A 26,039-nucleotide genomic window follows, 5' to 3' on the forward strand; every position below is an offset into this window, starting at 1 on the left:
CGATACTTTATCAACCTACGAAGCGCCTTTCAAGCGACTCTTGGGGTGACCAATCAGTACAGCCTGAGATCATCAAACGTCGTTCCAGAGCAAGTATTCAACGCTGTCATTGAAATAGAAAGTCTGTGAATCCCGCTATAAGATACTACGGCAGTATAGTTCCCTGGGCCGCCCGTTCCACCAGAATCAATAATTGTTGTCCCATCAACTTTCAATATGAGATGGGAGAAGCAGGGGCCAATATTTGAAATTGTGGTCAATTCAATACTCACAGTTCCAACACCTGTAAAATTGATATCTCGATAAAGCTCCCCATGACCTTCATCAGCAACAGAATAAGAAAGACTGACTGCGTTTGCCCCTTCAGAATAATTGACAGTGTTTTGTGCAACATTTCGTCTTACTCTCGTCCAGCCATTCGGCACCCCACCAGTAAATCCAGACTCGAAGCCGTCTCCAAAAATCAAAGGTGGAGCTGATGCCTTAAAGAACCCGAAAGGAATTTGGGAACGACCATAGACTGCCTTTGATAAACCTATACATAATCCAACGAAAACAAGAATAACTTTGATTTTACTGAAACCCTTTAATCCATGAAACATAGACATCATTTCCTATTCTTTGAAAACTATAGACAGTTCTTTGACCTGAGGTTCTAGCCCCATTTGCAGGCGAGAAATAGAAGGTTAACCCTGCTTGTGAAAACACACAAGTTGAGGTGCCCGTTTCAGTCACGGCCAAAATGTAAGTCCCTGCGTCGAGCATATTTGTAAAAGTTGTCGTTGCGCAATCAACCGATAAAGTCTGAGCATTCCCATTGTTCCAGTCAATTGCGGCCGTGCCATTTGTCTGCGAGGCTCCTGTGGGGTTCACGCTTCTGGTTTGACCTGCTACCTCGAGGCTAGCCTGTGGATTCGTAATTCCAATGCCAACGTTGTTAGTTAAACTATATAGAGAACCCCCTGATTTCGACCACTGAGACTCCCCGCCACCCTTGAGACTTAATTCGTCAATATAAAAGTTGTTTCCACCGGATATGGAAGCCTGTTGAAATCGAAGTGCGACCGTCCCAGAATAGGAAGAAATGTCAACTTCGATCACCGTTGAAGAAAGGGCACCAGTTTGCTTCCAAATATTGGTTCCATTGATCGCAATTGTGGCGATCGAGTTACCAACAACTACGGTGGCTTTCAAAATTTTGTATCCAGTGATATCAATTGAAGTTTCGATATAAGAGCCTGACCCTGTTAGTTGGACAGAATAGCTACCGTTGACGACATTTGAAGTCGATTGTTGTGTCGCTCCTCCGCCTCCACGTGTCCAGCCCACCGGAAAATTCGTTGGGTTAGTTCCGCCCCAGGTTTCAAAATTTTCGGTATAAGGTGCTGGCCCACCAGTCGAGGGCACTGCCCAGCTCGCAACACCGTTCGAATCGGAAGTTAGGACCCTACCATTGGCTTGATTGCCGTCGACGATTTTTAATGTTGTTCCGGACGGTCCAACAAGGTGGAGGTTCGCTGCTGGCGCCGCATTTCCTATCCCCACATTCCCATTGGCCAGCACCGTTAGCCCTGACCCCGAGGTGGAGTTGGATTGCAACCTAGCTAGGACGCCGCTGGTGGAGGCTCCCGTATTGGCCACGTTTAGCAAGCCATTGGTGGAATTGAGCGAGCCGTTAGAGGTGCTCACGCTCAAAAGACTTCCTGTGGTCAAAGCATTGGCTGTCAATACCATCGGGTTCTCAGTGGTGGCCGTGGACCAATTCCATGTCTGGGCGTAATTTGTGTTATCGATGCTGTTCGTGCTGGCTGCGGCAGTCAGGGCTGAAATCGCGCCACCCCCTGCGGCAGCTTGCCATGAGGGCGCGGTGCCTGCTCCGTTGCTGGTGAGCACATAACCGCTGGTACTTGCTGGCAATCGCGAAAGTGCCGAGCTAGTCGAAGCATAGAGCAGATCTCCGATCGTGTAGCTGGATTGCCCCGTTCCTCCATTAGCTGCGGGAACAGCGGCGGTCCAGCTCAGCAGGCCTCCGGTTGTGGAAGTAAGTACGGAGCCTGCTGTGGAGGCCACACTTCCCGGCCAGGTGATCCCGTAGCTTGTTCCTACGGATACCGATTGGGTCAAATTCGTAGCCACGTTATTTAAAATCATTCCTGCAAAGGTGGGTGATGCGGTCGTGCGGATATCCTGCACGGTTCCCAGCGAAATCGGTCCTGTGCCCGTAATGGTGACTCCCTGATTCGCTGCTTGAGTTAAACTCACTGATCCCGGTGAGCCCCAAGATAAATTCCCCGCCCCATCAGAACGCAGGTACTGCGTCCCTGTCGAGTCTCCTGGGGGAAGAATAAAATTCGTAATTCCTGAAAGAGTGGGTGAGGTGAATTGCAAGTAATTGGCTCCATTATAAACTCGCAACTGAGTTGCTGACAGCGTTTGCCCACTCACAGTTCCCGTGGTCACTAAATTTCCCGTGGTGTTGATCGCTGCATTTCCACCGACAGTTCCGGTGTTGATCGCCGATCCACTGACCTTCCCTGCGGTGCTCAGGGTGGGGATGTCGGCTTCCACCAGCGCGGCTCCTGAGGTCACACGGCCCTTGGCGTCTGTTGTGACTTTCCCATAGGTTCCTGGAGTTCCCACATCGGGTAAACCCGCAGCAACTTGAGCATCCACATAGGTTTTGTTTACCAAGTCTGTCCCCACACTCGGAGTTCCGCTCCATGACGGAGCCGCCGTAAAAGTCGCAGAACCCGGAGTCACATACTGAGAAGAACTCCCTGCGAGCAAGGCCTGCAGGTTGGTCCATTTCGTGGCATCTAATTCAGACCCAGTTGTTGAAACACCGTCAGCTAATTTCAGCAACTGTTCTTTTTTGTATCCGCCCACCTGCATGGCTTCAATAGCTGAAGGAATAAAATTAATGGCCATCGCAGGACTCGGTTCCCACTCTCCAGCGGGGATGGTGCCATCGTTAAAATAAACTTGTAACTTCCTGCCATCGGAAGGATTTGGAGCATAACTATTTCCTGAAGCACAATAATTTGTAGGGAACGAAAAAGTACCTCGATTGGCAAAGATCTGATCTAATCCATAGGCGGCAGAATCAAGTCGAGTGCCCGAACCGTCATTGATAGTTAAAGTGAAAACCCCATCAGAGCCACTCATGTCTTTAACTTGCACTTCCTCGTACATCAGACAGTTCTCATTTCCAATGGTACGAATTTGCAGTTTAAATTGAACGCTATTTCCTTGAACAGGATCTCCGTTGGGATTGAGAATGCGACCGTTGTAGGTAATCCCTGCACCTGTCGCGAACACTTGCGATGAAGTTAAGAAGAAAAATGAAAATATAAAAAAGATAAACTTTAGTGTTTTTATATTGGTCATATTAGAAGATAAATCGGGATATTTTGAAAAAACAAGAGACTCATTTTGAGATGAAGTGAAAAAAAATCCCAAAATTTTCAACATACATGCAAAGTCTTGGGATGGAACTTCAAATACGACCCAAAAAAGCGAAAAAGTCGAAAGCTTCGTAAGAAGTGAATTAGCGAATCATGGGGACAAGGGATCGACGATCACCACTGGTTTTTTCATCATGGCTCAAACTCCTTAAACAGGCACTTGATTCGATCCAAGGATGTCGATGACTCGATATAAGAATCAGGTCGCACCAGCACCGCCTGATTCTTGTAGGGAGAGTTTTCCGCCCAATATCCTTCCCCAACTTTTTGGGGATAAATTTGAATGACGTTAACAAATTCAGGCAAGTTGAGCTCAACTCGACAGTCACCAAAAATAAGTAAGGTAAATTGAGTATAGTCTAAAAGGGAGTAAAGCCGAGTTTTGATGGCAGCATGATAAACTTCGAAATCAAATAGTCTTGAACCGGAGAGTCCCTGCTCGCCATAGCGAATTCCCATTCCGGTGATATTTCCAGCGCGTTTTTGAACGATCTTGATGTAATCCAGAGCGTGGGTACCGCTCTGTGAATACTTCGTCGAGCGGACCAATTCTCCTGAGGCCTCAATCACACTTTCGGCTATCGGTTTGCGCTCGCTTTCATAACTTAGCAAAAGATCTTTGGAAGCCCCCTGATTCATCACCCTATTTATCTTCCACATGAGATTAAAAGCGTCGGCAATACCAGTGTTAAGTCCTTGTCCTCCATTAACTGAGTGGATATGACAGGCATCTCCTGCAAGAAAAATACGATCTTGCACAAAAAAGTTTTCAGCAACCGATTCCTTAACAGAAAACTGAGAGTACCATGAAACCTCTTTAAAACTTAAAGAATGAGGCTTTATCGCCCGATTGATTTTTTCAACCGCATCTGCGAAGGTAAAATCCTTATGCTCCATTCTAACGTAAAATCTATCTATTTTTCCTTCTCTAGGAATCCAGGCCACATCAGATGTTTCTGCCTGAAAAACGATGATTTCAGGTACCTTTGGGAAATCTGTTTCTATAGTCCCATCAATCACGGCCCATACCATTTGTGGCCTCACCATTTCAAAAGGTATTTTAAAGTGCTCACGAACGAAAGAGCGAGAGCCGTCGGCCCCAATTACATAACTGGATTGAATCCTTTCACCACTGGAGAGAGTCGTGAAACATTTAATTCCTTTTATTTCAATGTCCTTGACTGCTGTTGATCGCGTCACGGCCGATCCCATTTTCTTAAGTTTTTCATCTAATAAATTTTCTACATAGGACTGCCCGAGCATCAGAAAGTGTTTATGCAAGCACCCCTCAAGATCTTCCCACCATGAAGATTGACGTGAAATAAACTTTCCCTCTGACCACACGGAACTCGTGTTACATATTTTTCCTAAGGGATAGAGTTCATCAAATAAATCAACGACCTTAAAAAGTTGCAAGGTGCGAGCATTCAGAGCATCCGCCCTGCCCACTTGCAAAGGCCCGTCAGACTTGTCAATGATGACCGTTTTCAAACCACAAAGCTGGCCCAAATAGCCACACATGAGTCCTACTGGCCCTGCACCGATAATAACGACGTCAACGATTTGCGTGCTCATTCTGCTCATCCTGCTTATTCTGCTCATAGGTAGGACACTAACCGCGGGTTGTTCAGAGGCGGCTGACTGAGTACATGAACTCGCCTGAGGTGGCGAGGGGCCTTGGTTTCAAAGCCTTCCCGTCCGTGTAAAAGCGAGAAGTTGTTGGCCACGACAAGATCCCCCTGACACCATTCGTGAGCATAATAACAGCTTGACGAATAGAGCGCTTCCCGCAGGCTTCGATGAAACTCCACAAGCTCGACTTCATTGACACCGGTAAACTCAAGAACGGGCGGATTAACGAAGTGCCCATACCCTGCAAGGGGTGGCTCGTTGTACCGGATAACAGAATAACCCTGGTGTGGATGGGAATCAATGACTGGAGAAACCGTCTTGCTATCATAAAATTCCATTTTGCGCTGGTAGTGACCTGTGACTTTCCCCCACAAAGAACGCAGATGAACCGGTGCTTGTTCTAAAGCGAGTATGGTATTCGAAAAAGTGGTCCGCCCGCCTTGACCTAAACGTGGCGCCTGAACACAATGAAAGAGCTGAAACTCAGGAACCTGCGGTCGGTACATCCCATCCCAATGCAAGGGGACGTAGTTATTGTCGAAGATATGATCTTCCGGATGAGGACGCTCCACAAGCTCAAGAACCTTTCCGAAAGGCTATGTGCTTCCGAAGTTTCTAGATAATCTGCACGTCCAGGCCCCAGGAATTGAAGTCGAATTGATCCACGACTTTTCTCGAAAAATTACAGAAGGTGTTGTGTCCTTTTACGTAGACATCGGTTTTGTCGTGAACCCTATACGGCATCCAGACCTGGTGTTGAAAAAGCTAGGAGATGATCGCGTCCTTTTTTGGAAAAAGCGCGGTGGCGGAACTCTTCCAAAGCGGATCTTTGCAGATAGGAATTTAATTCAAATGCAAGAGATACTTGGAAAAACTCACACCAAAGATTTTAAAGAGTGGAATCTTATCAGCACGACAAGCTTAGAGTTGATCCGAACTCTCACGCTGAGCGGTCAGGGAATTGGAATCCTGCCTGAACGGGTAGCCAAAGCGGACGGCGCTGACTTGGTTCCCTATAATTCAAGCTTGCCCTTCTATGAAGACAAGATTTTTCTTGCTTTTCGAAAAGATGTTTTGTCTAGCAAAGCTGGACGAGAGCTCATCCGATTAGCTACCTTCGAATTGTAACAACTTTTAAAGCAATAATTATTATACTTAAAAAACGGGATTTCATATATTTGCTTGAAATACATTGAATCATTCATATAATCATCTTTAATGAAAATTACATTTATTAGACCTAACATTGGTGATAGGCCTTCTCTTGATGCAATGACTCCACTAGTTTTTGCTTATTTGTCGGCAATGACTCCTATTGATGTTGACCGAGTCCTTTATGATGATCGTATTGAATCAATTCCATTTGATGAACCTACAGATTTAGTTGCTATCACCGTTGAAACCTACACTGCGAGAAGAGCCTACTGGATTGCTAATCAATTTAGACTGCGAGGAGTTCCAGTTGTGATGGGTGGCTATCACCCAACCTTTATGCCACATGAGGCATTAAGGTATGCCGATTCCGTGGCCATCGGTGATGCTGAAGGGATTTGGAACGAAATTTTAAACGATTTTAAAAATAATGAATTAAAACCAGTCTACCGGCAAAATGCCTTAAGGCCTCTAAAATACATTAAACCTGACAGATCTATTTTTTCAGGGAAAAGGTACGCGCCTATTCCTCTTGTACAGTACGCGCGAGGATGTAAGTATGCTTGCGAATTTTGTTCAATCAGTGCATTTTATGGAAAAAATCTTCGCCAAAGAAATATATCGGAAGTCATCGAAGAAATTGAAACTCTAAACAGAAAACATATATTTATTGTTGACGACAATATTTTTGTTGATGAACGTAAGGCTGAGCTCTTTTTTGAAGCATTAATTCCCCTAAAAATTAAATGGAGTAGTCAAGTAAGTATTGATGTGGCATTAAATCCAAAGCTTTTGAATTTAATGAAAAAAAGCGGCTGCTTGAGTGTCGTTGTTGGGTTTGAGAGTTTAAGTTTTAAAAACCTTGCACAAATGAAAAAAGGTTGGAATTTAAAACAAAACTATGAAACGGCGATTGAGAGATTGCGAGACATCGGGGTCATGATCTATGGCACTTTTGTGCATGGCTACGATAATGATACAAAAGATACTTTTGAAGAAACCGTTAACTTTGCAATTAAAAATAAATTTTTTTTGGCTAACTTCAATCCGTTAACTCCAACTCCCGGAGCTAAACTTTATACGCGCCTTAAAAAAGAAGGTAAACTCTTAAATGATCCTTGGTGGTTAGATCCCAATTATGCTTATGGCAAAGCAACCTTTACTCCCAAAGGAATGACTCCGACAGAACTCGAAGAAGGCTGTTTTTGGGCAAGAAAAGAATTCAATAAATTTCAAAATATAGTGTATCGATCTAATGATTTTAAGGCCAACATGGGATCTCCCTATTCATCTCTTGTTTTTTGGGGAGCAAATCTAGTTTCGAAGTATGAAATCTTAAGAAAACAAGGTTCACCTTTAGGAATTGCTCAATCTGAAATTCCAGTTCTTAAGACTGATTTCAATTTCAATAAACCTATTTTTGATACAACAGGAAAGATAGTGAAAAATGTTGAGGAAGGTGATCCGCCTATTTATGGGTATGGAGTTGGAGAAGTATGAAAGTTACCTTTATTAAACCTAGAATTGGAACTGGCATAGATAGCTTGTATATTGAGGAAGGACGAATGGAGCCATTAACTATAGCTGTCTTGGCATCCTTAACTCCAGACGATTTTGAGATTAAATTTTATGATGATCGCATTGAGGAAATTCCCTATGATGAAGCAACGGATCTTGTTGCGATAACGGTCGAAACTTGGACGGCAAGACGATCCTATCAAATTTCTAACGAATTTCGAAAACGAGGCGTAAAGGTAATTATGGGGGGATTTCATCCTACTCTTGCTCCTAATGAAGTTGCACAATATTGTGACTCGGTTTTTACTGGTGATGCCGAATGGAAGTGGCATGAGGTCTTAGAAGATTTAAAAAACAAGAACTTAAAATCCATCTACCATTCAAAGCCTGGAATTGCACAAAAAAGTAGAATTCTGCCCCGCAGAGACATTTTTGAAAATAAAAATTACCTACCTATTACTCTGATGCAGTTTAGCCGAGGCTGCCATTTCTCTTGTAATTTTTGCGCGATCAGTAAATTTTTTGATAAAAAACAGTTTCACCGAGAAATTGATGATGTTTTGTTAGAGCTTGAAAAAAGAAAACATAAACTTGTTTTTTTTGTAGATGATAATTTTTGTGCTAATAGGAAATTAGCAAAAGAAATGTGCCAAGCCATGATCCCATTAAAATTAAAGTGGGTAAGCCAGGCAAGTATTGATATGACCCTTGACAAAGATTTGATGAGCTCCATGGCAAAAAGTGGATGCATGGGTCATGTCATTGGATTTGAAAGTATTTCTGAATTCGAATTAATAAAAATGAAAAAATCACACCCGAATCTTTCAAAATATAATAATCCAACATACCAAGATCAAATCGAAATACTTAGAGACTATGGATTGCAGACTTGGGCTTCTTTTACTTTTGGATATGATTCAGATACCCTTGATACAATAAAAAGAACGGTTGATTTTGCGATAGCTAATAAATTTTGTTTTGGTGCTTTTAATATTTTGAAGCCGTATCCAAATACGGCATTATATAATTCATTAAATGAACAACACAGACTCTTATGGGATGGAAAATGGTGGAATCATCCAAACTATCAATTTAACCATTCAACGTTTATTCCCAAACAAATGAGTCCTGATGAATTAACTGTTGCTTTGGATGAGGCTAGAAAACTATGGAGCAGTCCTTTGGTAATGATAAAACGTTACTTGGATCCGAAAACGCACATGAGCTCCTTGTTTAGATCGATAATATATTGGACCTACAATCCAATATATGGCCGGGAAAATCGAAGGAAACAGGGTATTAAATTTGGGTTAAAGGAACAATGACAAATTTATGAAGAAATATCCCTTTTCTTGGTATCCCATCGGAACATCCTCTATGATTAAACTGGGACAAGTAAAGTCCATCTGTTTATTTGATCAAGAGTGGATTCTTTTTCGAGGCTTTAGCGGAAAACTAGGCCTAGTTCAGAGCCACTGTGAGCATATGGGAACACATTTAAAAAAAGGAAAAGTCATTGCTGATGAAATTCAATGTCCTTTTCATTTATTTAGATACAATACTTACGGAATTTGTAAGGTAAGTTGCAAGACGGAACAGTATACTTTAGGAAAGAAAAATTTTACAGTGAAAGAAAAATATAATGTTATTTTTATTTTTCCTGGAGAAAAAGAAAAGTTCGATTTTTCTGAAATAATTGATATAAAAAATGAAGCCTTAAGTTACGTATTTACCAAAAAATTAAACACTCCCTTTGAATCATTAATTTTTAATGGATTTGATCCTCACCATTTAAGCAAAATTCACAATAGAGAAATTGATGGCGATTTGAAGTTTACATCAAAAAATAAATTTCATTTAAGGGCGCAATTCTCGTTAAAAAATTTAAATAAAAATTTTTATGATAAGTTCGTTAATCTTTTGGGATCTAAAAATCAATTTTTTTATCTTGAATGCTGGGGTGGAAACACCGCCGTTATAAGCAATCACAGGCTAAATTTTAATGTTGTTATTTCTTCCGTCCCTATAAAAGAAAATTTGAGTCAAATATTTATTTTTTCTCTCATCGAGAAAAAGAACGGATTTTTTCGAAATTTACGGGCTACCTTATTGATTCATTTGGTTAATTTTTTAGCTGTTCGTTTTTTAGACCCAGACGTTCGCATCGTTGAGAACATGAAACCTGAAATTAAAACATTAATTCCTGAATTTGATGCCCCAGTAAAAACATTTTGGAATTATTGGGATCATCTCGAAAAATATGAATAAACTTTTAAGAAATAAATCAGATCTGCAAAGTCTATTATTTATGTTAATTTTAAGTGTTTTATATATTGTTCCTTTTGTCTTTAGGCTGAGCTTATCATCTAAAATATTCATTTTACCTTTTTCAATCATCCTCAGCATGTCAGTGAATCAAATCAATCACAATCATTGTCATGTCTCTATTTTCACTGTTCCCTTTCTAAATCGATTCGTTGACTTTTGGATCAGCATTCTAAGAGGGGGTCCCTGCAGTTTGATCGTCTATATTCACAATATGAATCATCACCTATTTTTACCTTCAAAAAAGGATGTTTTTCATATTTCAAACTCAAGAAGAAAAAATCGGTTGGTGAACTTGTTGTCTTACACTTATGTCACCATGTTACGTTTCAAAAAAAAATGGAAAAAAAACAAATTGTTATTACCTGCTAAGCTGGTTAAAAATGTTCAAAATGAAATGATAGTTTCTTATTCAACTTTGATATTCGTTTTTATCTATGACCCTTTAAATGCCATTATTTTTATACTTTTTCCAATGATGGCAGGAAACACTTTTTTAGTCTTTTCGAACTTAATTCAGCATGAAAATTGCGACTTAAAAAGTAAGTATAATTTTTCTAGAAATTTTGTTTCGAAAATTGAAAATTTCTTATTTTTCAACGGTGGATTTCATACGGCCCACCATTTAGCTCCGACAATTCATTGGTCGGAGCTACCTATGAAGCATAGAAAAATTAAGGAAAATATAGATAACAACTTGCTTCAGAATTCTTTTTTTGGATACACATTTAATAGTTTTTTCCGTAAGAATTCGGGGCAAAAAAATGATTAATTCTAGATTAGGACACACATTAATTAAGCTTTCAGCTAAGTCTGATTACATCTTATTTAAGGCTAACTCTCTTTCTTTAAAGGAAAGCCAACTTGCCATTTTAGGGAAAGTGCTCGGTTGTAAAAAATCTGGGTTGATTTCCTATAGTGATTTTCAATCCAAATACCCGGTAACCACTTATTCTGATTATTTAACAAAAATTGATAATCACAAACAGGCGTTATCAATTGAGTTCAAGAATTTTCTAAGATTTCAGCCTACCAGTGGGTCCACAGAAAAAATCAAATGGATTCCTTACACCAAGGAGTTTATCAATGAATTCAATCGGGCTTTAAATCCATGGATCTACGACCTATATTCAAGATATCCAGAAATAAAAAATGGGAAACACTATTGGGCCTTATCATGGCTTCCTAATGAGTTTCGAAATAAAAACATCGTTTTGGATGATTCCGAGTTGTTTTCATTTTGGAAAAAGCATTTACTTAAATCAACCTTTGCGATTAACCAAAGGGTAGATTTGGCGCTTTCTTTAGAGGACAGCCTGCTGGCCACTTTAGTTTATTTAGTAAATGCCAGGGATTTATGCTTACTGTCTGTTTGGAGTCCAATCTTTCTGACTGAACTTATTGAGTTTTTAACCCTCCACAAAGAGACAGTATCAAAAATTCTATCCAAAGGGAGGTGGGAAGAACTTAATTTTCATAAAAAAGTGAAATGTCCTTTCAACCCGAAACAAGGAAAAATATTAAAAGAAATTTTTAGTTCAGATTTGAAGAATAATTTGTCCAAACTCTGGCCAAACCTAAAATTAATTAGCTGTTGGACAACTGGAAGTAGTAAAAAATTGTTTCCAAAATTAACGACTCTATTTCCAACGACCACTATTCAAGGTAAAGGACTCTGGGCGACAGAAGGGGTGGTAACAATTCCTTTTGAAAACAAATATCCTTTAGCCTACCTAAGTCACTTCTATGAGTTTAGAGAACTTGATTCCGACAACATTTTACCCTCCTGGGATCTTAAAAAAGGACAAATCGTGGAACCCATTTTGACCTCTAGCAATTCATTCTATAGATACAAACTGGGCGATATCTTAAAAGTGGTAGATAGCTATAACTCAGTTCCATGCTTCGAATTTATTGAAAGGTTTAAAACGATTGATTTGGTTGGCGAAAAATTAAGTTTTCAAATCTTAAAAGAAATTATTGAGAACATAGAATCTGATTTTGGAATTGCAAATTCTTTTTTTTCGATAAAACAGGAAGCCAATGAATATCAATACGTCTATTTTTTTGAAAGCCCAAAGGTTCAAGGAAACTCAAATGACCTACTAGAAAAAAAAATTGAAGATATGCTAAGTGAGAATTATCATTATGCGTTGGCTCGACAGTTGTTCCAATTAAAAAGATTAAAGACAATTAAGATTGATAATATCGTCAATAAATTAGTTAAAATTAGAAAAAGTAATGTGTTACTTGGAAATCTAAAACTAGAACCATACATATCTTTAAATGAGGTCGAATTTGAAAAAATTTGTTTCTGAATACTATTCCAACTGGTTACTTGTTTTCGTATTATCCTGGCTCACTGTTTACGTTTCAATGATCACTGAACCCTTATCTTTGGCTCGTCAAAATTGGATTTTTATTTTTGTAGGTTTTTTCTCAGCAATTATTGGAAATATCACAGCCATTGGGGGCGGAATTGTCTTCATTCCCGTAATGATTTTTATATTTCATTTGAGTCCCCTAGTCGCACTCAAAGTAGCTATAGTAAGCCAATGTTTTGGTATGACCTCGGGAGCCATTGCTTGGACAAAAAAACAAAAAATTCCCAAATTATTGTTTTATTATACGATTCCTGGATTGATTTTGGGCACTTTAGTGAGTTCCTTGATATTTAAACCAAAACCATTACTTATTAAAGGCTTGTTTGGACCTGTTTCAATTTTTTTAGGATTCCTTATATTGTTGCATGCATTAAAACAAAACAATAGTCCTAACCTTGAAAAAGGCTACATTGAAAAATTGGCCACCAACCTAAAATCAAAGTTCATTTTACTTTCGGTTTCCTTTTTAGGAGGACTCATTACTGGGTGGATTGCTATCGGCGAGGGCGAAATTGTTGCCAGTTACTTGATGTATTTTCAAGGGCTATCGGCACACCTTTCCATCGCTTTTGGAGTTGTTCTTCTCTCGATCAACTCTTTAGTCTTATGTTTAATACATGTGTTGTTTCTTGATGGAATTCCCTGGGAAATTGGCTTGTTTACTGGGTTGGGATGTGTTTTTGGAGCCAGATTGGCTCCTTTAATTGCAACGAAAATAAATACAAAATGGATCAAAATCGTATTTTCGTTTATCGCCATTGCCGATGGATTGATATTTATTTATCAGTTTATGATAACCCCATGATTAATTAAACCAATGCCATTTCAAAACCGATTCCATTTTTCAGATCTTCTTGTGAAAATCTATTTTCGGAAATATGAGATGGTCGCACCGTAAAAAGATTAACCTTGGTTTTTTGAATAAAAAATTTCTTTTTAAAATTTGACTTCAAGTCCATTAGACCAAACTCATCAGCAAAAGAAATCATATGAAATTTGAATTTTTTCTTATTAGTTAAAATATACTCAACATAGGATTCTAAAATTGCCAACCTTTCCTTTTTGGGTAATTCAGAATAAAAAGCTAAATGTGTTAAATACAATGTATTTATAACTTCTTTATTTAATGGTAAGCTAAACCCAAGCAAATTAACGACTCTTATTGCAAACTTTAAAAAGAAAGAAAGGTTGTCAATTCTCATTCTTTTGAAATCTCCGGGACTCCATGGAAAACACAAACTTAATATTTTACCATTTTTGTCTTCGACGACTATAAACCCTTCGATGCTATAATTTGCCCACGTAGATTTTCTAAGATTCCATTCAAAGTCTTTAAAGCAAAATCCAAATAGTTTTTTCCTGTTAGTTTCTTCAAGAAATTCAAGTATTTTTTCTTCATCCAATTTTAATGCCGATTTTGGATTCCACTTTGATATACCTTTTTTAAAGTAGTATGGTTTCCTTCCAAAAACATTCACCATATTTAAAGTAATAACTTGGTCATACTTAAAACCCCTATCCTTCTTGGGATGAATTAAGTTGCTGTTGGCATCTCTGTTATCGGATAAGACCGCAGTAAAATTAAACTTGTTTCCCATTAATAATGATTCATTAATAAAGTCCGCATAAAATTTCCTCCATAATAATGGACCGTTTCTTGATGTTATCGTACGCATATCGCAAATATAACATATATTAACTTTTTCTCCATTACGGTATCTTGTTGTTGGAATGAACGAACAGACTACCAACAATTTCCCCTTCTCATTCAAAACGAGAGTAAAAGATTTTTCTGATTGGGCCTTAAGAAGATTATCAAAATCTGGAGTTCGATCATAAAAAAGATCAAAATATTTTAGCCTCATCGGAGACAAATTCATTAGTTTAAAAATTTGATGCTGATCCATTTCTTTTTGAAATGACCGCACATTTGGATGTCGTTCTAAAAATTGTGTTAAATCCAAAATTCTCTTTCTTTTTTGTAATTAATTTTCATTATGGAATCTTTATCTTCTTTTCCCTGTGATCTTAACTTCTCAATGGCAATGTGTAGTTCGTCAGCTGAAGTATTTCTATAATTTGAAAGATTAAAAAAACTTGGCTCTTTTTTTAAGTTAACTCCATGATTTTCCATAATTTCAACGTCTTGGGTAATTACTTTTCTTGTGTAATATTGCATAAAAGGCTTAAGTAAAAAACCAATAAACCCAAGATGATAACAAATCCAAGTGTACACCCGAGTTCTACCCTTGCTAATAGGTGTACATTGAGAATTAATAATAAAATGTTGGTTCCCAAAAAGATAATCGACACGAGTAATATTAGGAAAAATAAACTCGTCGGTATGAATCATTGGGTTATTTTTTGGATTTAAAATAAAACCAACGAAACCAATAGAATCTTTTGATTGGACATATTTTACTAAAACCCTTCCCGAATCAACAGTTATTTCAATTGGAACTTTCATTAGTTTTCGATTCCTAAACCATTTTGAATGAACGAACACCGTATGCGGTACATCCATAAAATTCTGCACCAGATGATTCACTTCATTTTCAAAATCGGTTACCATAAAATAGCTAGTCCAATTTTTTGCACCATAATAAGGAAACGTCCATGATGGAGTCTCCGTCACTTTGTTTTTATCTCCGGTCCAAATCCAAATAGCACCTGACTTTTCAATTACGGGAAAGGTAATACCACAAAGATTTTTTAAATTTGGATTCTTCTCTGAAGGAATTTCTGTAACCTGACCATTTACTCCGTATTTCCACCCGTGGTATGGACAAACGATCTCCCCCTTTTCTGATCTTCCTTTGGAAAGTTGAACACCTCTATGTATACATCGATCAATGAGAACAACAGGTTTTTCATTAACATCTCGATAAACAACAAAATCTTGATCATAAACGGTCCGCTTTAGAATTGAATTCATTTTTAATTCTTGACTCAAACAAATTATGTACCAATTATTTACAATATCACCATCTTCAATTTTTAAGTTTGACCCCATCGATAAACCTCTATTTACCCAAAAATAATTTGTAAATTTTATTTTTATTCAAGTTTATTTTTTTTTCGACTTTAAGACCATAACACCAATTTATTTCAGCTTCGACTTCATAGGCTTGTTCTCCTAAACCAAAATGTAACCGAGAATCAGATTGGGAAGAAAAACCGCTGGCTAATTGTTTTTCTGATTTTATAGAAAACCGAGTCCCATCTCTATTTTTAACCATCAATTTAACCGTACTACCAATGGCATCGCGATTACATTGGCTATTTAATGATTCCAAATCAAATGTGATCCAGTCCATTGCTTTCTGGGAGCTTAATACCCTATTTTGATAAAGCGTTGGGCTTGCAAATTGGTGAGTAAACAGAAGATCTAATCGTCCTGAATTATTTAAGTCTGCACTAGCAACTCCTCTTGAGTTGGTTTCTTCGGTCACCTCAAGTGACTCTGCAGCATCGTAAAACTGGGGTCTGGAATTTAATCCTAAGTTTAAATACACTCGGTTTTTTTCTTTTCCATAAATACAAAATCCCCTGATATCACCCCAATAATTCGCATATCTATGTATACTTGGTGGTGATCTCGCAATTTTTTCATTTACATACCAATAGTCTGGGCATTCTTCTTCTTTCTTGTCCCAAGTGTCGTCCACCATTCCGTTTGCCTGCGCTATATCGACCCATCCATTATTATCAAAATCCCCAGCTGCGGCTCCCCATCCAAAACGGTCTTCGTTTAACACACCCTTTCTTGATGCTAACTCTGTAATTTCAGGTCTAGAATTATTCTCTTTATTTTTTATTTTCCAGAATAGGGAACCTTCCGCTTGAAATGCATGATGTACGTTTGAAACATACACCGCATAGCTATCATCCCTATCAAAATCGGCAATACTCACGTTCATTCCTTTATAGGTATCCTTCCCAATGGTTCCAAAAAAAGTTCCTTTTATGTTTTCAAACTTTAATCCCTGTTGATTAAAATACAGATCATCAGGACCAAAATCGTTTGCCACATAAATATCTGGCCAGTTATCCTGGTTAAAATCACTAATTCCAACCGCCAAAGACCATCTCGTTTCTGGTAAACCGAAAGCATCCGAATCTTGCATCTTAAACTCATGTTTTGAATTTTGGAAAAAAATTAAATTTTTTCCTCCGTTGTTTGCCAGATTCCAGCTAGCATGCATAAAATTAAACATTCTAAAATCATTTTCATACTCGGGCTCAGGCAATGAGAATAAATTTAATCTCTTAGGAGACGAATAATCTGGCAGAAACTCTGGCCATACATTTAAAATTATTAAATCTAAGAGGCCATCTTTATTAAAATCAGAAAAACTAGCAGAAACTGAATTGGTGTACAAATCTCTTGGCAGCACTGTATTTGTCACGTCAACAAATTCCCGTTGGTTATTTTTCCCCTCCACATTTTTTAACAAAATAGGCGATCCAAAGGCTTTTGTAAGAAATAAAGATGGGAAACCAGAATTATTGTAATCAACAAAAATAGCATTGGTAATCAATCCATATTTGGCTGGATCACCGACTATCAATTCTAAAGCAGGTATTTCTATTTTCGTAAATTGATAATTGCCAAGATTTTTATAAAGAGAGGCTCTGACATTTTTACTTTTTAACACATTTGTTAAAAACACATCTTGCAATCCGTCTTTATCAAAATCACCAATGGAAACGGCATCACCCACACTCAATATCCATTTACTAATATGTTGAATTCTCTTATCAACCAATGAATAAATTTGGCCATTTTCGGAGCCTTGCAAATGAGACTGTGATTCGGGAATTTTTTTAAAGCTCCAATTTAGTTGATTCCTTTTAAGATTTGGATGGATAAATTGAGTGTAGGCCATATTTCCAATTAAGAATAAGAACAGAAACACTATCGGACGTAAATAAAATCTAGTTTTCACAAATTGCCTAAATGAATTAATTATTCCTGTAGAAAAGATATTTTTAATATGAAAATAAAGAAATCTTGAAGACTGCAAAATGAAAGCCGCATAAAAAAAAGTATAATAACTTTGCCTTAAGTGCAAAAGTAAATCCAGAAGAGCAATCGAAAAACCAATAACAATTTGAGTTTTTTTATCCTTAGGGGAAGTTGGCGGATCGGTGATCATAAAAAAAGTGAAAATGAGAAAGGAAGGCGAGGAAAGCGTACCTAAAAATAATGTTTCAAATGGTAAATGATGTCTCATGATAAAGGCTCGAAGAGCTGTTTGAAGTGTATAAAAAAATAAAAAACTCAAAACCAACCAATGCCTATTTACCTTTGGTATGACGAAAAACAGTCCCATTAACAACACAAAAATCGACATGGAAGCAATCCCGTTCCATTGATAAGCAGGACTAGCTGTAATAAGGTTCTCACTTAACAGCAACGACATGGATACACCGAAAAGTGCAGGATTAAAAAAATGCTTATTATTAAGTCTAAATAGAAATTTAGAACCTATGGACAAAAAAACTGGAATGAAAACCAAAAAAAAATCATGACTGTAATTTAGCAAAAATGACAAAGAGAAACTAGTTATTAAAGCACTTAAATTCCAACGCCAACGCTTTTCAAAGATCAAACTTAAAATACCTTCGAACACGAGACAAGAACTACTTGTGGCAAGTATTTGAAGCGGACTTCTATTAAATCCCAATACAGTTAAACCTAAGACCAAATAGGAAAACAATATAAAAGCAATGGGTATTCTTGGATCCATTTCTAAATAGTTTTTTAATATTGTGTCTTTTAAACTTTTTACTTTATCCATTTTAAGATCCTTTTAAAAGCATATCGAATGGGAACCCAAAGCGTTACGATTGCGATACAAGCCAACTCATCTCCGCTTTGCCACTTTGGATTTTTTAAAGAAAAAAAATGAATCTTTGGGTTTTTTAAAAGTTGAAGATCAATATCTGCAACTGAAATTTTCAAATGTCCCGAATTGTCTACAGAAGTTATAATTCCTCTTTCTTTACTATACCTATCAGGAAACTTGTTTGAATAATATGAATCCAATTTAGCCTGAATAGATTCTGGGGTTGGTTGATCAGGTCGCGGATAGTGAATTTGGAAATTGTTTGCCATTATTAGATAGGTTTTGTATCCCTTTGACATTAAAAACCAATAGACCTCCTTAAATGGATTTCTTAATTTAGTTAAAACTAAAACCTTTCCAAAGGCCGAAGCTAAAGCTCCATTTCCCCAGAATTCCTTTTCTAAAACGGTGTCACCACTAAATAAGTGCAAACTTTTTGATCCATTTGGTTCTCGATTTTCAGCAATTTCTATCGTTGAAAACCCAGCTAGTTTTCCGGTTTCCTTTAGCAATAAAATGATCAACTGTTTCGTTTTTAGATCTTGAAAAAACTGTTCCTTCGAAAATCCCTCATAATATTTTTCCATAAGAATCAACATATCAAGCTTATTTTGGCTGCTTAATAATGAAGGATTAAGAATTTTAGACTTCATCGTTCAATGTCATTTCACTTACGTAGGATTTTAAACCAGAAGATTTATACTTTAATTGGTGAAACCAGATATAACCTATGGTGGGAATAAGACAAATAAACAAAAGAGACAGAATAAAAAAAATTGTTAAACTGACAGGAGTTCTAAAATTAAATACTTCATAAATCTTTATTGAAATACCCAATGAAAATCCAAAGAGTCCAAAAATGACCGGAGCAAAGTCGAATGCAATCTCATGCGCGCTTTTTTTTTCAAATGCAGATTTTGTGTAATGAACCAGAAACCCACATTTTATTGCATAAATATCATAAATCCAGCTCCAAAAAGCCAAAAAGGAACCCAACACCAACGCATATCTCAGACTGTCAATAACGACGTAATCACTTCGGTTCGGGAAATAGCTGAGCCAAGCCGAAATATTTCCCCAAGTACCTAATACAAAACCATGCTGAGGCCTGACGCCACTTATTTTATATTTCGTATTTATTTTCCACAATTTAAGTTTGTCTATACCTAAGGCAGGCATTATATACGAAAATAAAATTGGCAATAAAATGAGAAGTGCTGTGATTAAATAATCATTATTGTAATGACCTAGCCATAGGTAAAAGCTTATGGGAAAAAAAATAAGAGGAATTACTAATTGATAATATTTTAGAAATCGAATCACCCTTACCAGCCTAATTTAAATTTCATTGTTTGCCAAATTAAAATTCTCGGACTCAAATTTAAAACATGAGAAACGGAAGGATTTTTGCCTTGTCTTGATCTGGAATTAAAGCATATACTTTCCAAATATTAACTTATCGAGGGGGCTGTTTGAAAAAAATAATATCTGTTTGCATTTATGTTTTCCTACTTTTAACAACCAGTGCGATGTCGCATGAAAAAATCAAAGATAGCACATCAACTTCGGCGTCAGAGAAGCTGAAAGCTGAATTCACCGAGTCAGAGAACTATGTTTTAAAACACTCCCCTTTTCTAAAAGATTTCGATAAATCAATTTTAAATACTGATTTAAATGACCTAGCGACCAGACTCGTAAAACAAGAAACAACAAGAAAGCCCAGTGGCTCAGATGTGAAAATCGATTTAAGTCAGATGAGTTCGGAATTAAAAACATTTTATGATGACTTTTTAAAAATAAAAAGTGGTGATGACTTGATCCATTTCATAAATCAACAGGACGAACAGTACGACAAATATAAAAATGACGATGTAAGGTATGCTGTCGCCAATATTTGCCTTCTGCGCCCATTCCAAGGGATTGTTTGGAGACTGATAAAAATATTAGATAAATCCAAAGCTCTTCATAGCTTCGTATTGACTTTAGCCAAAAGAATGGCTTCTGGTGTCAGTGTTTATTTACCAACGAATCAATGGGAAGCTGGTTTTCAATATGTTAGTCAACCCTATATAATTAAAAACTACGATAGCAAAAGAAAAAATTGGAACAAAGAAAAATTGTTAACTCAGTTTAATACTGAGGAAGAGATTCAAGTATTTTTCGCAAATACAGTTTTAAGTGAATTAAGAGTTGCCATCGAACGCATCTCCAACCTTAATTTTAGTCAACGGCTTATGCTCTTCGATAATCAACTGATTTATGGAAAAAAGAGCTTTGAAATGCATACTATAGAAACAGACCGATATCGTCAAATTGGCGAATTAGAGCGAATTACTTTATTGGCTTCCCTTCATTTGGCTGTCTCTCGTATTTCTGCAATGAGAATGTACAGTGTAACTAATGGGTTATCTGTATCAAAGTCCTTGGGTAATTTATATGGATGGGATGGCTTTTCAGTTTTTGATACCTCTACGGAATCAAATCAATCTGAAGTTTCAGGTGTAACTGCAAAAAATATTTTTGATGTCTATGCGAAGTATCCTAATTTTGGCAAGTTGTTACGCGATGCCGAGACCTGGGCGGATAGCTCTTTTCAAAATTTAAAAAGGGCTGAATTTTACATTACCAATGCCTGGAGCATTGTAAAAAAGCGTCCTCAAAGTGAAGCATGGCTTTTCAATACCGCCATTTTAAGTTCTAATCAGAGAATTAATGACGAAAGGCTTAGAAATTTCCAAAAACTGGCGTCGGGAAAAGAAGAGGAAATTTATGATCATACCTATAATGAAAAAGTGCTTGTTAATTATTCGCAGTTATTTAAAAAACCACTCGTTGAAAATTTAAGAGAGTTTTTAGCGACTAAGTATGAAAATAATAATTCTAAAAGGACAGAATGGCTTGAAAAGGAATTGACCGTAGATGGAAAAAAAATAAAGACAAGGTATAGAAACTTTTTCAATGGAAGAGGAGAAGAGTGGAAATACGATGTCTACGAGAGGTTTTTTCCCTCAATTAAAAACTTAAATAATCCTGTTGATAAAAAGAATGAATTGAAACGATCTGCAAGAGTGTTAAGTCAGTCTTGGGGGACATGGCTGATTTCAGTTCCTTTGATGGAAGCGTTTCGATAATTACATTCCTTCTTTTTTTTTGAAAGTTGATTTTATAGAGTCTGACAAATAGATCGTCCCTTTCAACAACCAAAGATCACCAAATAATGATAATAAAAGGGCAATAAACAGTAAGGCACCTAAGTGCCTTACTGGTAAAAAATAAGATCCAAGTAAAATCAGTGAACATACAGCCATGACCATTGAACAATGTATCGACGACAACCCCATCGAAATAATTCCTGTTTGAATCTTAGAATTTTTGCTGGCAAATAAATATTGAATGGCGTTGTCACCAGTGAGTCCAACGATTATTGATAAAATAACGGAGCTCACAATATTTATAGAAATGTCCGATATTGAAATTAATCCTAATAAGCAGAGCGGACCCCAAATCGTTGAAATGATAATTTCAATTGTATTTTTATTTTCAAGCTTGATACTAATATAAATTAAAATGAGTCCTACCAAAAAAACACTGACAATTAAACTTTCGAAAAGCGTCCTTAATATTTGTTTTGAAAAATCGGAGAAAGCAACTAACTCTCCGCTGAGATGACAGTCATCATGATTTTTACAAATTTCTTTAATTTTAGAATTTAATTTGTTGATACTTTCAACATCTAATTTATTAATGTATAAAATAGCTCTAGTTTTATCTTCATTAGTCCTATACCTTTTCCAGAAATTAGTATCTTTTATTTCGGAATAAATCATATCTTTAGTTAGATTGGTCGATTTAGCAGTTAATTGTTTGAAAATAAGATGAGGTGATTCAATCCTTGAAACAAGATCGATATTTTTAACTTTTCCTAAAACTGATAGTATTTTCTCCTCGGAGAGCTTCGATGAAAAAACCAAGCTTACTTCTGAAACCCATGAAAAGTGATTATTAATTTCTTGTGAAAAAACTCTCAAAGGATGATCCTTTGGAAACATATCCAATGGCGAATAATTAAGTTGAATTCTTGAACCATAAAAAATACAAATCGGAATCAATAATAATAGTCCGACAGTCGTTTTGACGGAAATTTTTCGTGTAACCAACGTGTTTTTATGAAAAAGTTTGAAACTTGATCTTATGTTAATCCAATTGCTGAAATAAGGAAATACTTTAATAAAACTAGGCAATATAAAAAACACAACAAACCATTCAGTTATTGCCCCGACACTTGTCCAAATCCCAAAATGTCTAATCACTTCTAATTCTGATACCACCAATGAGAAAAAGCCAATAAACGTCGTCAATGAGGTAAAGAAGCCAGGGAAGAGATTTTTTCTAAATCCATATCTCCATCTATGGGGCGAAACTTCTTTACTCATGTTTTCAATGTTTTTTCCTGAAATAAAAATAAAATCCTCTAAAGAAGAAATCAAAACGAGAAAAAAGATTCCTGCTGTCAGCGGATTTATATCATGTTTGAAAAGTCCCATTAATCCATGAACAATAGCATTTGAAAAAACTATCGTTAAAATGAATAGAAAGCCTGATTTCCAAGTTCCGTAAATTACCCTAAGAATAATTAATATAAATAGGATGGATAAAAGATTCAAAATTTGAGTCCTTTTTATTCCATTTAAAAAATATGAATTAAAAGTCAATTCTCCGGCCCAAAAAGTATTAAATTTTTCATTCTTTAATTTCAAATCCCTTAAAATATTATAAGAGTTAACATCGGCTTCGCCGAACTTACCTGGAGGGTTTAATGGAAACAAAGAAATGTTAGCTACGATTCGCTTAAACGATAAATCAGTCAATATTCCATTCCAAGGAGTCTGAGCAAAGTTTACAAGTGTATTATTTTTAAAATTGACATCCTCATTTTGAAAATCGAAATGAGAGTCCGAATAATCTGTATAACGACAGGGTTCAAAAATATTAGGGAAATATAACTTCTTCTCGCTATCCAAAGGAACTCTCACGTCGAATGATGAAAAAATACTACTTATTTCCTTTGTATCGTTATAGACTCGAATGAGTTGAGTTTTTAAATTGCAAAAATCTTCATTTCCTAAATTAAATTTAGGCTCAAAAATAACAAGGGCGCTTGGTTTTAAATTGAAATCCTTTTTTAATTGCAAGAGATCTTGTGATGATTCAAGTCGTGGATCGATTAAATCGGAGGATGAAATCTTATAATGTAAATTTTTAAGTTGTAATGCACAAAATAAAAGTAAAGAAAAACTCAAAATCAAAAATACCTTCGGATACGTTTGACTCATCCTTAAAGTATTGATTAAAAAAAATCTTAATAGATTAAATTTTTTTTGAAAATTCATTACACTAGGCATTCCGATTTTTATCAAAAATTTTATTTTTATTAAAAAAAATCAATAAGAAAGAAAAAAAGGCGCACATTGAACTCATATAAAAAACAACTGTTATATGGCTCCTTTCAATGATGTAACCAGACAACATGATACCTAATAACCGTGCAAATCCTGAAACCGACTCGGTAATGCTCGAAGTAAAATTCTTCTCTTCTTGTCTACTATTAACACCTATTTCTGTACTCAAAATAGGAAAGCATGTGAACAAAAGAAGCGAAAAGATGATTATACATACTCCCGTATATACTCCAGAAATGGGAAGACTTAAAAAGTAAAAAATGGTTGAAAGTAACAAGGAATTAAATAGCAAAATATTTGAAGATGAAAAAAGTAATTTCAATTTCGTCAATGCCAATGTCTGCCCTATCCCTCCAAAAAGTGCAAGCAAAGCAAAATAAATTGAGGATTCAAAACTCTTAAAAGAATAATTTTTAAAGATAAACAATGGTAAGCTAATAAATAGCAAAGAAAATGACATATAAAGGAAAAAAAACACTGCAAAAATAGAAACCAAATATCTATTTTTTGAAAGATCCCTACACGATCTGAAAATTTTTAAAAATTCAAAATCAAATTTTTGTTTGTTTGCCTGCTGTTTCTTTGAAAAGAAAACAAAAATGGCCATGAGTAATGAAAATAAAGATGCCAAAAAAATTGGAAGTCGATTTGATATTGGAATAAGAACTGAACCTATAATTGGTCCTGCCAATACCCCGATCCCTTGAAATGCTCCGAACAACTGAAAATTCTTTTGTGTTTCGGAATAGTCTGAAATATTAGTCAATTCACCTCGAACAATTCCTAACGATGCTGAAAAAACACCTGCAAGTGCCCTTGAAGCAATCAGGTATTTGAAATCATGACTCATTGCAAATATTAAAAATGAAATGGAATTACCAATCAGACTCAAGGATAGAATTTTTTTTGAATCTGTAAGGTCAGAAAGTTTCCCAAGAATCGGAGAAAAAAAAATCTGAAAAAGGGGAAAAATTGACGCCAATACTGAAATTTGAATTGGCGTCGCTCTACATTCAAGAGCAATAAATGGCATAATTGGAAGCAAAAGTCCAAACCCCAACAAGTCGACAAATGTAATTCCCAAAAGAATATTTCGGTAATTCAATTGATTATACATAGACACAGTTTAAATGGTTAATTTAAAGTTTCAATAAATTTAGATTGTTTTTTAACTGATAATTCACTTATTATTTACTTAGAGCGTGTCTGAAAAGTCTCAGACCTATTTTCTGAAATGATTGCGTTAAATGCATGTTATCTTTTTTTTTGATTGTTTTATTTTTAGCACAATTATCAGTTCTTTTTATTGATTTGTTTGATGTTTATCTCGACAAAAAAAAATCAAATCCTTTTTTTTCAATTTTGAAAAAAGAATATTTTAATATGATATGGTTTATCGGTTTAGTGTGGCTGCTTTATTTTTTATTACAAATTTTGGGAACTTACTTCTTACCTATTTCATGGATGAAACAAAAAATCTGGAACTATTTACAACTTGAAACTCTTGAAAAATCTACCTGGAACTATAGAATTGTTTTCTCGTTGATTTTTACTTTTTTTGTTTTAAGTTTCTGGGACTATATAACTCACCGATGGATTTTGCACAAAAAAGCTTTTTGGATTCTACACGAATACCATCATTTAAGTAAAATAGTCATGAACGGAATTCCAGGCGTTCACTCGAGACCCTTTGGTTTTGTACCCACCGCACTTACCTATATACCCACTTCATTGACGATACTTGCTATTTTACCTCATTTCTTAAGTTCTCAAGAATGCAAATTATTTATTCTTGAAGGAATTCAACTTTTTTCAATGATTTTGATATTTATTCTTTGCCTTATTCATTCGTCTTTTTTACGGAAATTTAAAAGCGTACATAGGTTTTTTAGCATTTTATTAGTTACAAGCCCTCATGAACATTATCTTCACCACTCAAGCCAGAGAGAATGTAATTTTGGAAATTTTTCGACTCTGTGGGATAGACTATTTCGTAGCTACGTAAGCCCCTTAGATATCACGCTCTCTGACGAGAAAATGGGATTAAAATATGACCAAGACTACCTTGGAACACTTTGCTTAGGAAAATGGAAAATTTCCAAGGAAAATCGATTAAAATATAGACTCAATGAAACCCTAAATATAGATCTTTAAAATGAAATCTAGTTCTGTTGAGACTTGTCTGGAGTAAGCTGCAAACTCACAGGACAATTAAAGTTTACGCAACACCTCGGCGGCCAAAGTGCCTATTGC

The 26,039-nt window shown here is 36.2% G+C and carries 21 protein-coding genes; 10 read left to right on the top strand and 11 right to left on the bottom strand.

Annotation, left to right across the window (positions count from 1 at the left end):
• Positions 1-53 precede the first annotated feature (53 nt).
• Both J0M15_05400 and J0M15_05405 read right to left on the bottom strand, forming a co-directional pair.
• Entirely contained in the window at positions 54-602 is a 549-nt protein-coding gene (locus tag J0M15_05400) for a hypothetical protein (protein MBN8536466.1), read from the bottom strand.
• Positions 574-3,387: a hypothetical protein gene (locus J0M15_05405; GenBank protein MBN8536467.1), complete on the bottom strand. Its 2,814-nt coding sequence runs from the start codon at positions 3,385-3,387 to the stop codon at positions 574-576. Before J0M15_05405 ends, J0M15_05400 begins: the two co-directional genes overlap by 29 nt.
• Positions 3,388-3,442: 55 nt before the next feature.
• Between J0M15_05405 and J0M15_05410 the strand changes: the two genes are divergently transcribed.
• Positions 3,443-3,616 (top strand): hypothetical protein, encoded by a 174-nt coding sequence (locus J0M15_05410; protein ID MBN8536468.1) that lies wholly within the window; start codon positions 3,443-3,445, stop codon positions 3,614-3,616.
• Here the strand turns inward: J0M15_05410 and J0M15_05415 are convergent.
• Both J0M15_05415 and J0M15_05420 read right to left on the bottom strand, forming a co-directional pair.
• On the bottom strand, positions 3,597-5,039 hold the full coding sequence (locus tag J0M15_05415; GenBank protein ID MBN8536469.1) for an FAD-binding protein: 1,443 nt from the start codon (positions 5,037-5,039) through the stop codon (positions 3,597-3,599). The genes J0M15_05410 and J0M15_05415 overlap by 20 nt on opposite strands.
• A gap of 23 nt (positions 5,040-5,062) precedes the next feature.
• A complete protein-coding gene (locus tag J0M15_05420; protein MBN8536470.1) occupies positions 5,063-5,668 on the bottom strand; it encodes a TauD/TfdA family dioxygenase in 606 nt (201 codons plus the stop codon).
• 28 nt (positions 5,669-5,696) lie between these two features.
• On the opposite strand from J0M15_05420, the gene J0M15_05425 reads away from it, so the two are divergent.
• The 7 genes from J0M15_05425 to J0M15_05455 all read left to right on the top strand — a co-directional run bounded on the left by J0M15_05425 (position 5,697) and on the right by J0M15_05455 (position 13,280).
• On the top strand, positions 5,697-6,224 hold the full coding sequence (locus J0M15_05425; GenBank protein ID MBN8536471.1) for a LysR family transcriptional regulator substrate-binding protein: 528 nt from the start codon (positions 5,697-5,699) through the stop codon (positions 6,222-6,224).
• Between the two features lie 90 nt (positions 6,225-6,314).
• Positions 6,315-7,748 (top strand): radical SAM protein, encoded by a 1,434-nt coding sequence (locus J0M15_05430; GenBank protein MBN8536472.1) that lies wholly within the window; start codon positions 6,315-6,317, stop codon positions 7,746-7,748.
• Positions 7,745-9,091, top strand: a complete 1,347-nt coding sequence (locus tag J0M15_05435; protein ID MBN8536473.1) for a B12-binding domain-containing radical SAM protein — start codon at positions 7,745-7,747, stop codon at positions 9,089-9,091. The genes J0M15_05430 and J0M15_05435 overlap by 4 nt, the downstream gene beginning before the upstream one ends.
• 7 nt (positions 9,092-9,098) lie before the next feature.
• Positions 9,099-10,034, top strand: coding sequence for a Rieske 2Fe-2S domain-containing protein (locus J0M15_05440; protein ID MBN8536474.1), 936 nt, complete (start codon positions 9,099-9,101; stop codon positions 10,032-10,034).
• Positions 10,027-10,863 (top strand): fatty acid desaturase, encoded by an 837-nt coding sequence (locus tag J0M15_05445; GenBank protein MBN8536475.1) that lies wholly within the window; start codon positions 10,027-10,029, stop codon positions 10,861-10,863. The genes J0M15_05440 and J0M15_05445 overlap by 8 nt, the downstream gene beginning before the upstream one ends.
• On the top strand, positions 10,856-12,409 hold the full coding sequence (locus J0M15_05450; protein MBN8536476.1) for a GH3 auxin-responsive promoter family protein: 1,554 nt from the start codon (positions 10,856-10,858) through the stop codon (positions 12,407-12,409). Before J0M15_05445 ends, J0M15_05450 begins: the two co-directional genes overlap by 8 nt.
• Positions 12,390-13,280: a sulfite exporter TauE/SafE family protein gene (locus tag J0M15_05455; GenBank protein MBN8536477.1), complete on the top strand. Its 891-nt coding sequence runs from the start codon at positions 12,390-12,392 to the stop codon at positions 13,278-13,280. The genes J0M15_05450 and J0M15_05455 overlap by 20 nt, the downstream gene beginning before the upstream one ends.
• 4 nt (positions 13,281-13,284) lie before the next feature.
• Here the strand turns inward: J0M15_05455 and J0M15_05460 are convergent, their stop codons facing one another.
• The 5 genes from J0M15_05460 to J0M15_05480 are packed head-to-tail and all read right to left on the bottom strand — an operon-like array spanning position 13,285 to position 19,650.
• Entirely contained in the window at positions 13,285-14,439 is a 1,155-nt protein-coding gene (locus tag J0M15_05460) for a hypothetical protein (GenBank protein ID MBN8536478.1), read from the bottom strand.
• Positions 14,430-15,488: an aromatic ring-hydroxylating dioxygenase subunit alpha gene (locus J0M15_05465; GenBank protein MBN8536479.1), complete on the bottom strand. Its 1,059-nt coding sequence runs from the start codon at positions 15,486-15,488 to the stop codon at positions 14,430-14,432. Before J0M15_05465 ends, J0M15_05460 begins: the two co-directional genes overlap by 10 nt.
• 10 nt (positions 15,489-15,498) lie before the next feature.
• Positions 15,499-18,279: a VCBS repeat-containing protein gene (locus J0M15_05470; GenBank protein MBN8536480.1), complete on the bottom strand. Its 2,781-nt coding sequence runs from the start codon at positions 18,277-18,279 to the stop codon at positions 15,499-15,501.
• Positions 18,267-18,980: a hypothetical protein gene (locus J0M15_05475; GenBank protein MBN8536481.1), complete on the bottom strand. Its 714-nt coding sequence runs from the start codon at positions 18,978-18,980 to the stop codon at positions 18,267-18,269. The genes J0M15_05470 and J0M15_05475 overlap by 13 nt, the downstream gene beginning before the upstream one ends.
• Positions 18,970-19,650 (bottom strand): hypothetical protein, encoded by a 681-nt coding sequence (locus J0M15_05480; GenBank protein MBN8536482.1) that lies wholly within the window; start codon positions 19,648-19,650, stop codon positions 18,970-18,972. Before J0M15_05480 ends, J0M15_05475 begins: the two co-directional genes overlap by 11 nt.
• Positions 19,651-19,799: 149 nt before the next feature.
• On the opposite strand from J0M15_05480, the gene J0M15_05485 reads away from it, so the two are divergent.
• The gene (locus J0M15_05485) at positions 19,800-21,458 is read left to right on the top strand and encodes a hypothetical protein (protein ID MBN8536483.1); all 1,659 of its coding nucleotides are present in this window, start codon (positions 19,800-19,802) and stop codon (positions 21,456-21,458) included.
• Here J0M15_05485 and J0M15_05490 read toward each other — a convergent pair whose 3' ends face one another.
• Both J0M15_05490 and J0M15_05495 read right to left on the bottom strand, forming a co-directional pair.
• Positions 21,459-23,633, bottom strand: a complete 2,175-nt coding sequence (locus tag J0M15_05490; GenBank protein ID MBN8536484.1) for a hypothetical protein — start codon at positions 23,631-23,633, stop codon at positions 21,459-21,461. It lies immediately after the preceding gene.
• An 88-nt stretch (positions 23,634-23,721) separates the two neighbouring features.
• Positions 23,722-24,903, bottom strand: coding sequence for an MFS transporter (locus J0M15_05495; GenBank protein MBN8536485.1), 1,182 nt, complete (start codon positions 24,901-24,903; stop codon positions 23,722-23,724).
• A 134-nt stretch (positions 24,904-25,037) separates the two neighbouring features.
• Here J0M15_05495 and J0M15_05500 point away from each other — a divergent pair, with 134 nt between their 5' ends.
• On the top strand, positions 25,038-25,940 hold the full coding sequence (locus J0M15_05500) for a sterol desaturase family protein (protein ID MBN8536486.1): 903 nt from the start codon (positions 25,038-25,040) through the stop codon (positions 25,938-25,940).
• Positions 25,941-26,039 lie beyond the last annotated feature (99 nt).

Source organism: Deltaproteobacteria bacterium (assembly GCA_017302835.1).
GTDB lineage: Bacteria > Bdellovibrionota > Bdellovibrionia > Bdellovibrionales > Bdellovibrionaceae > UBA2316.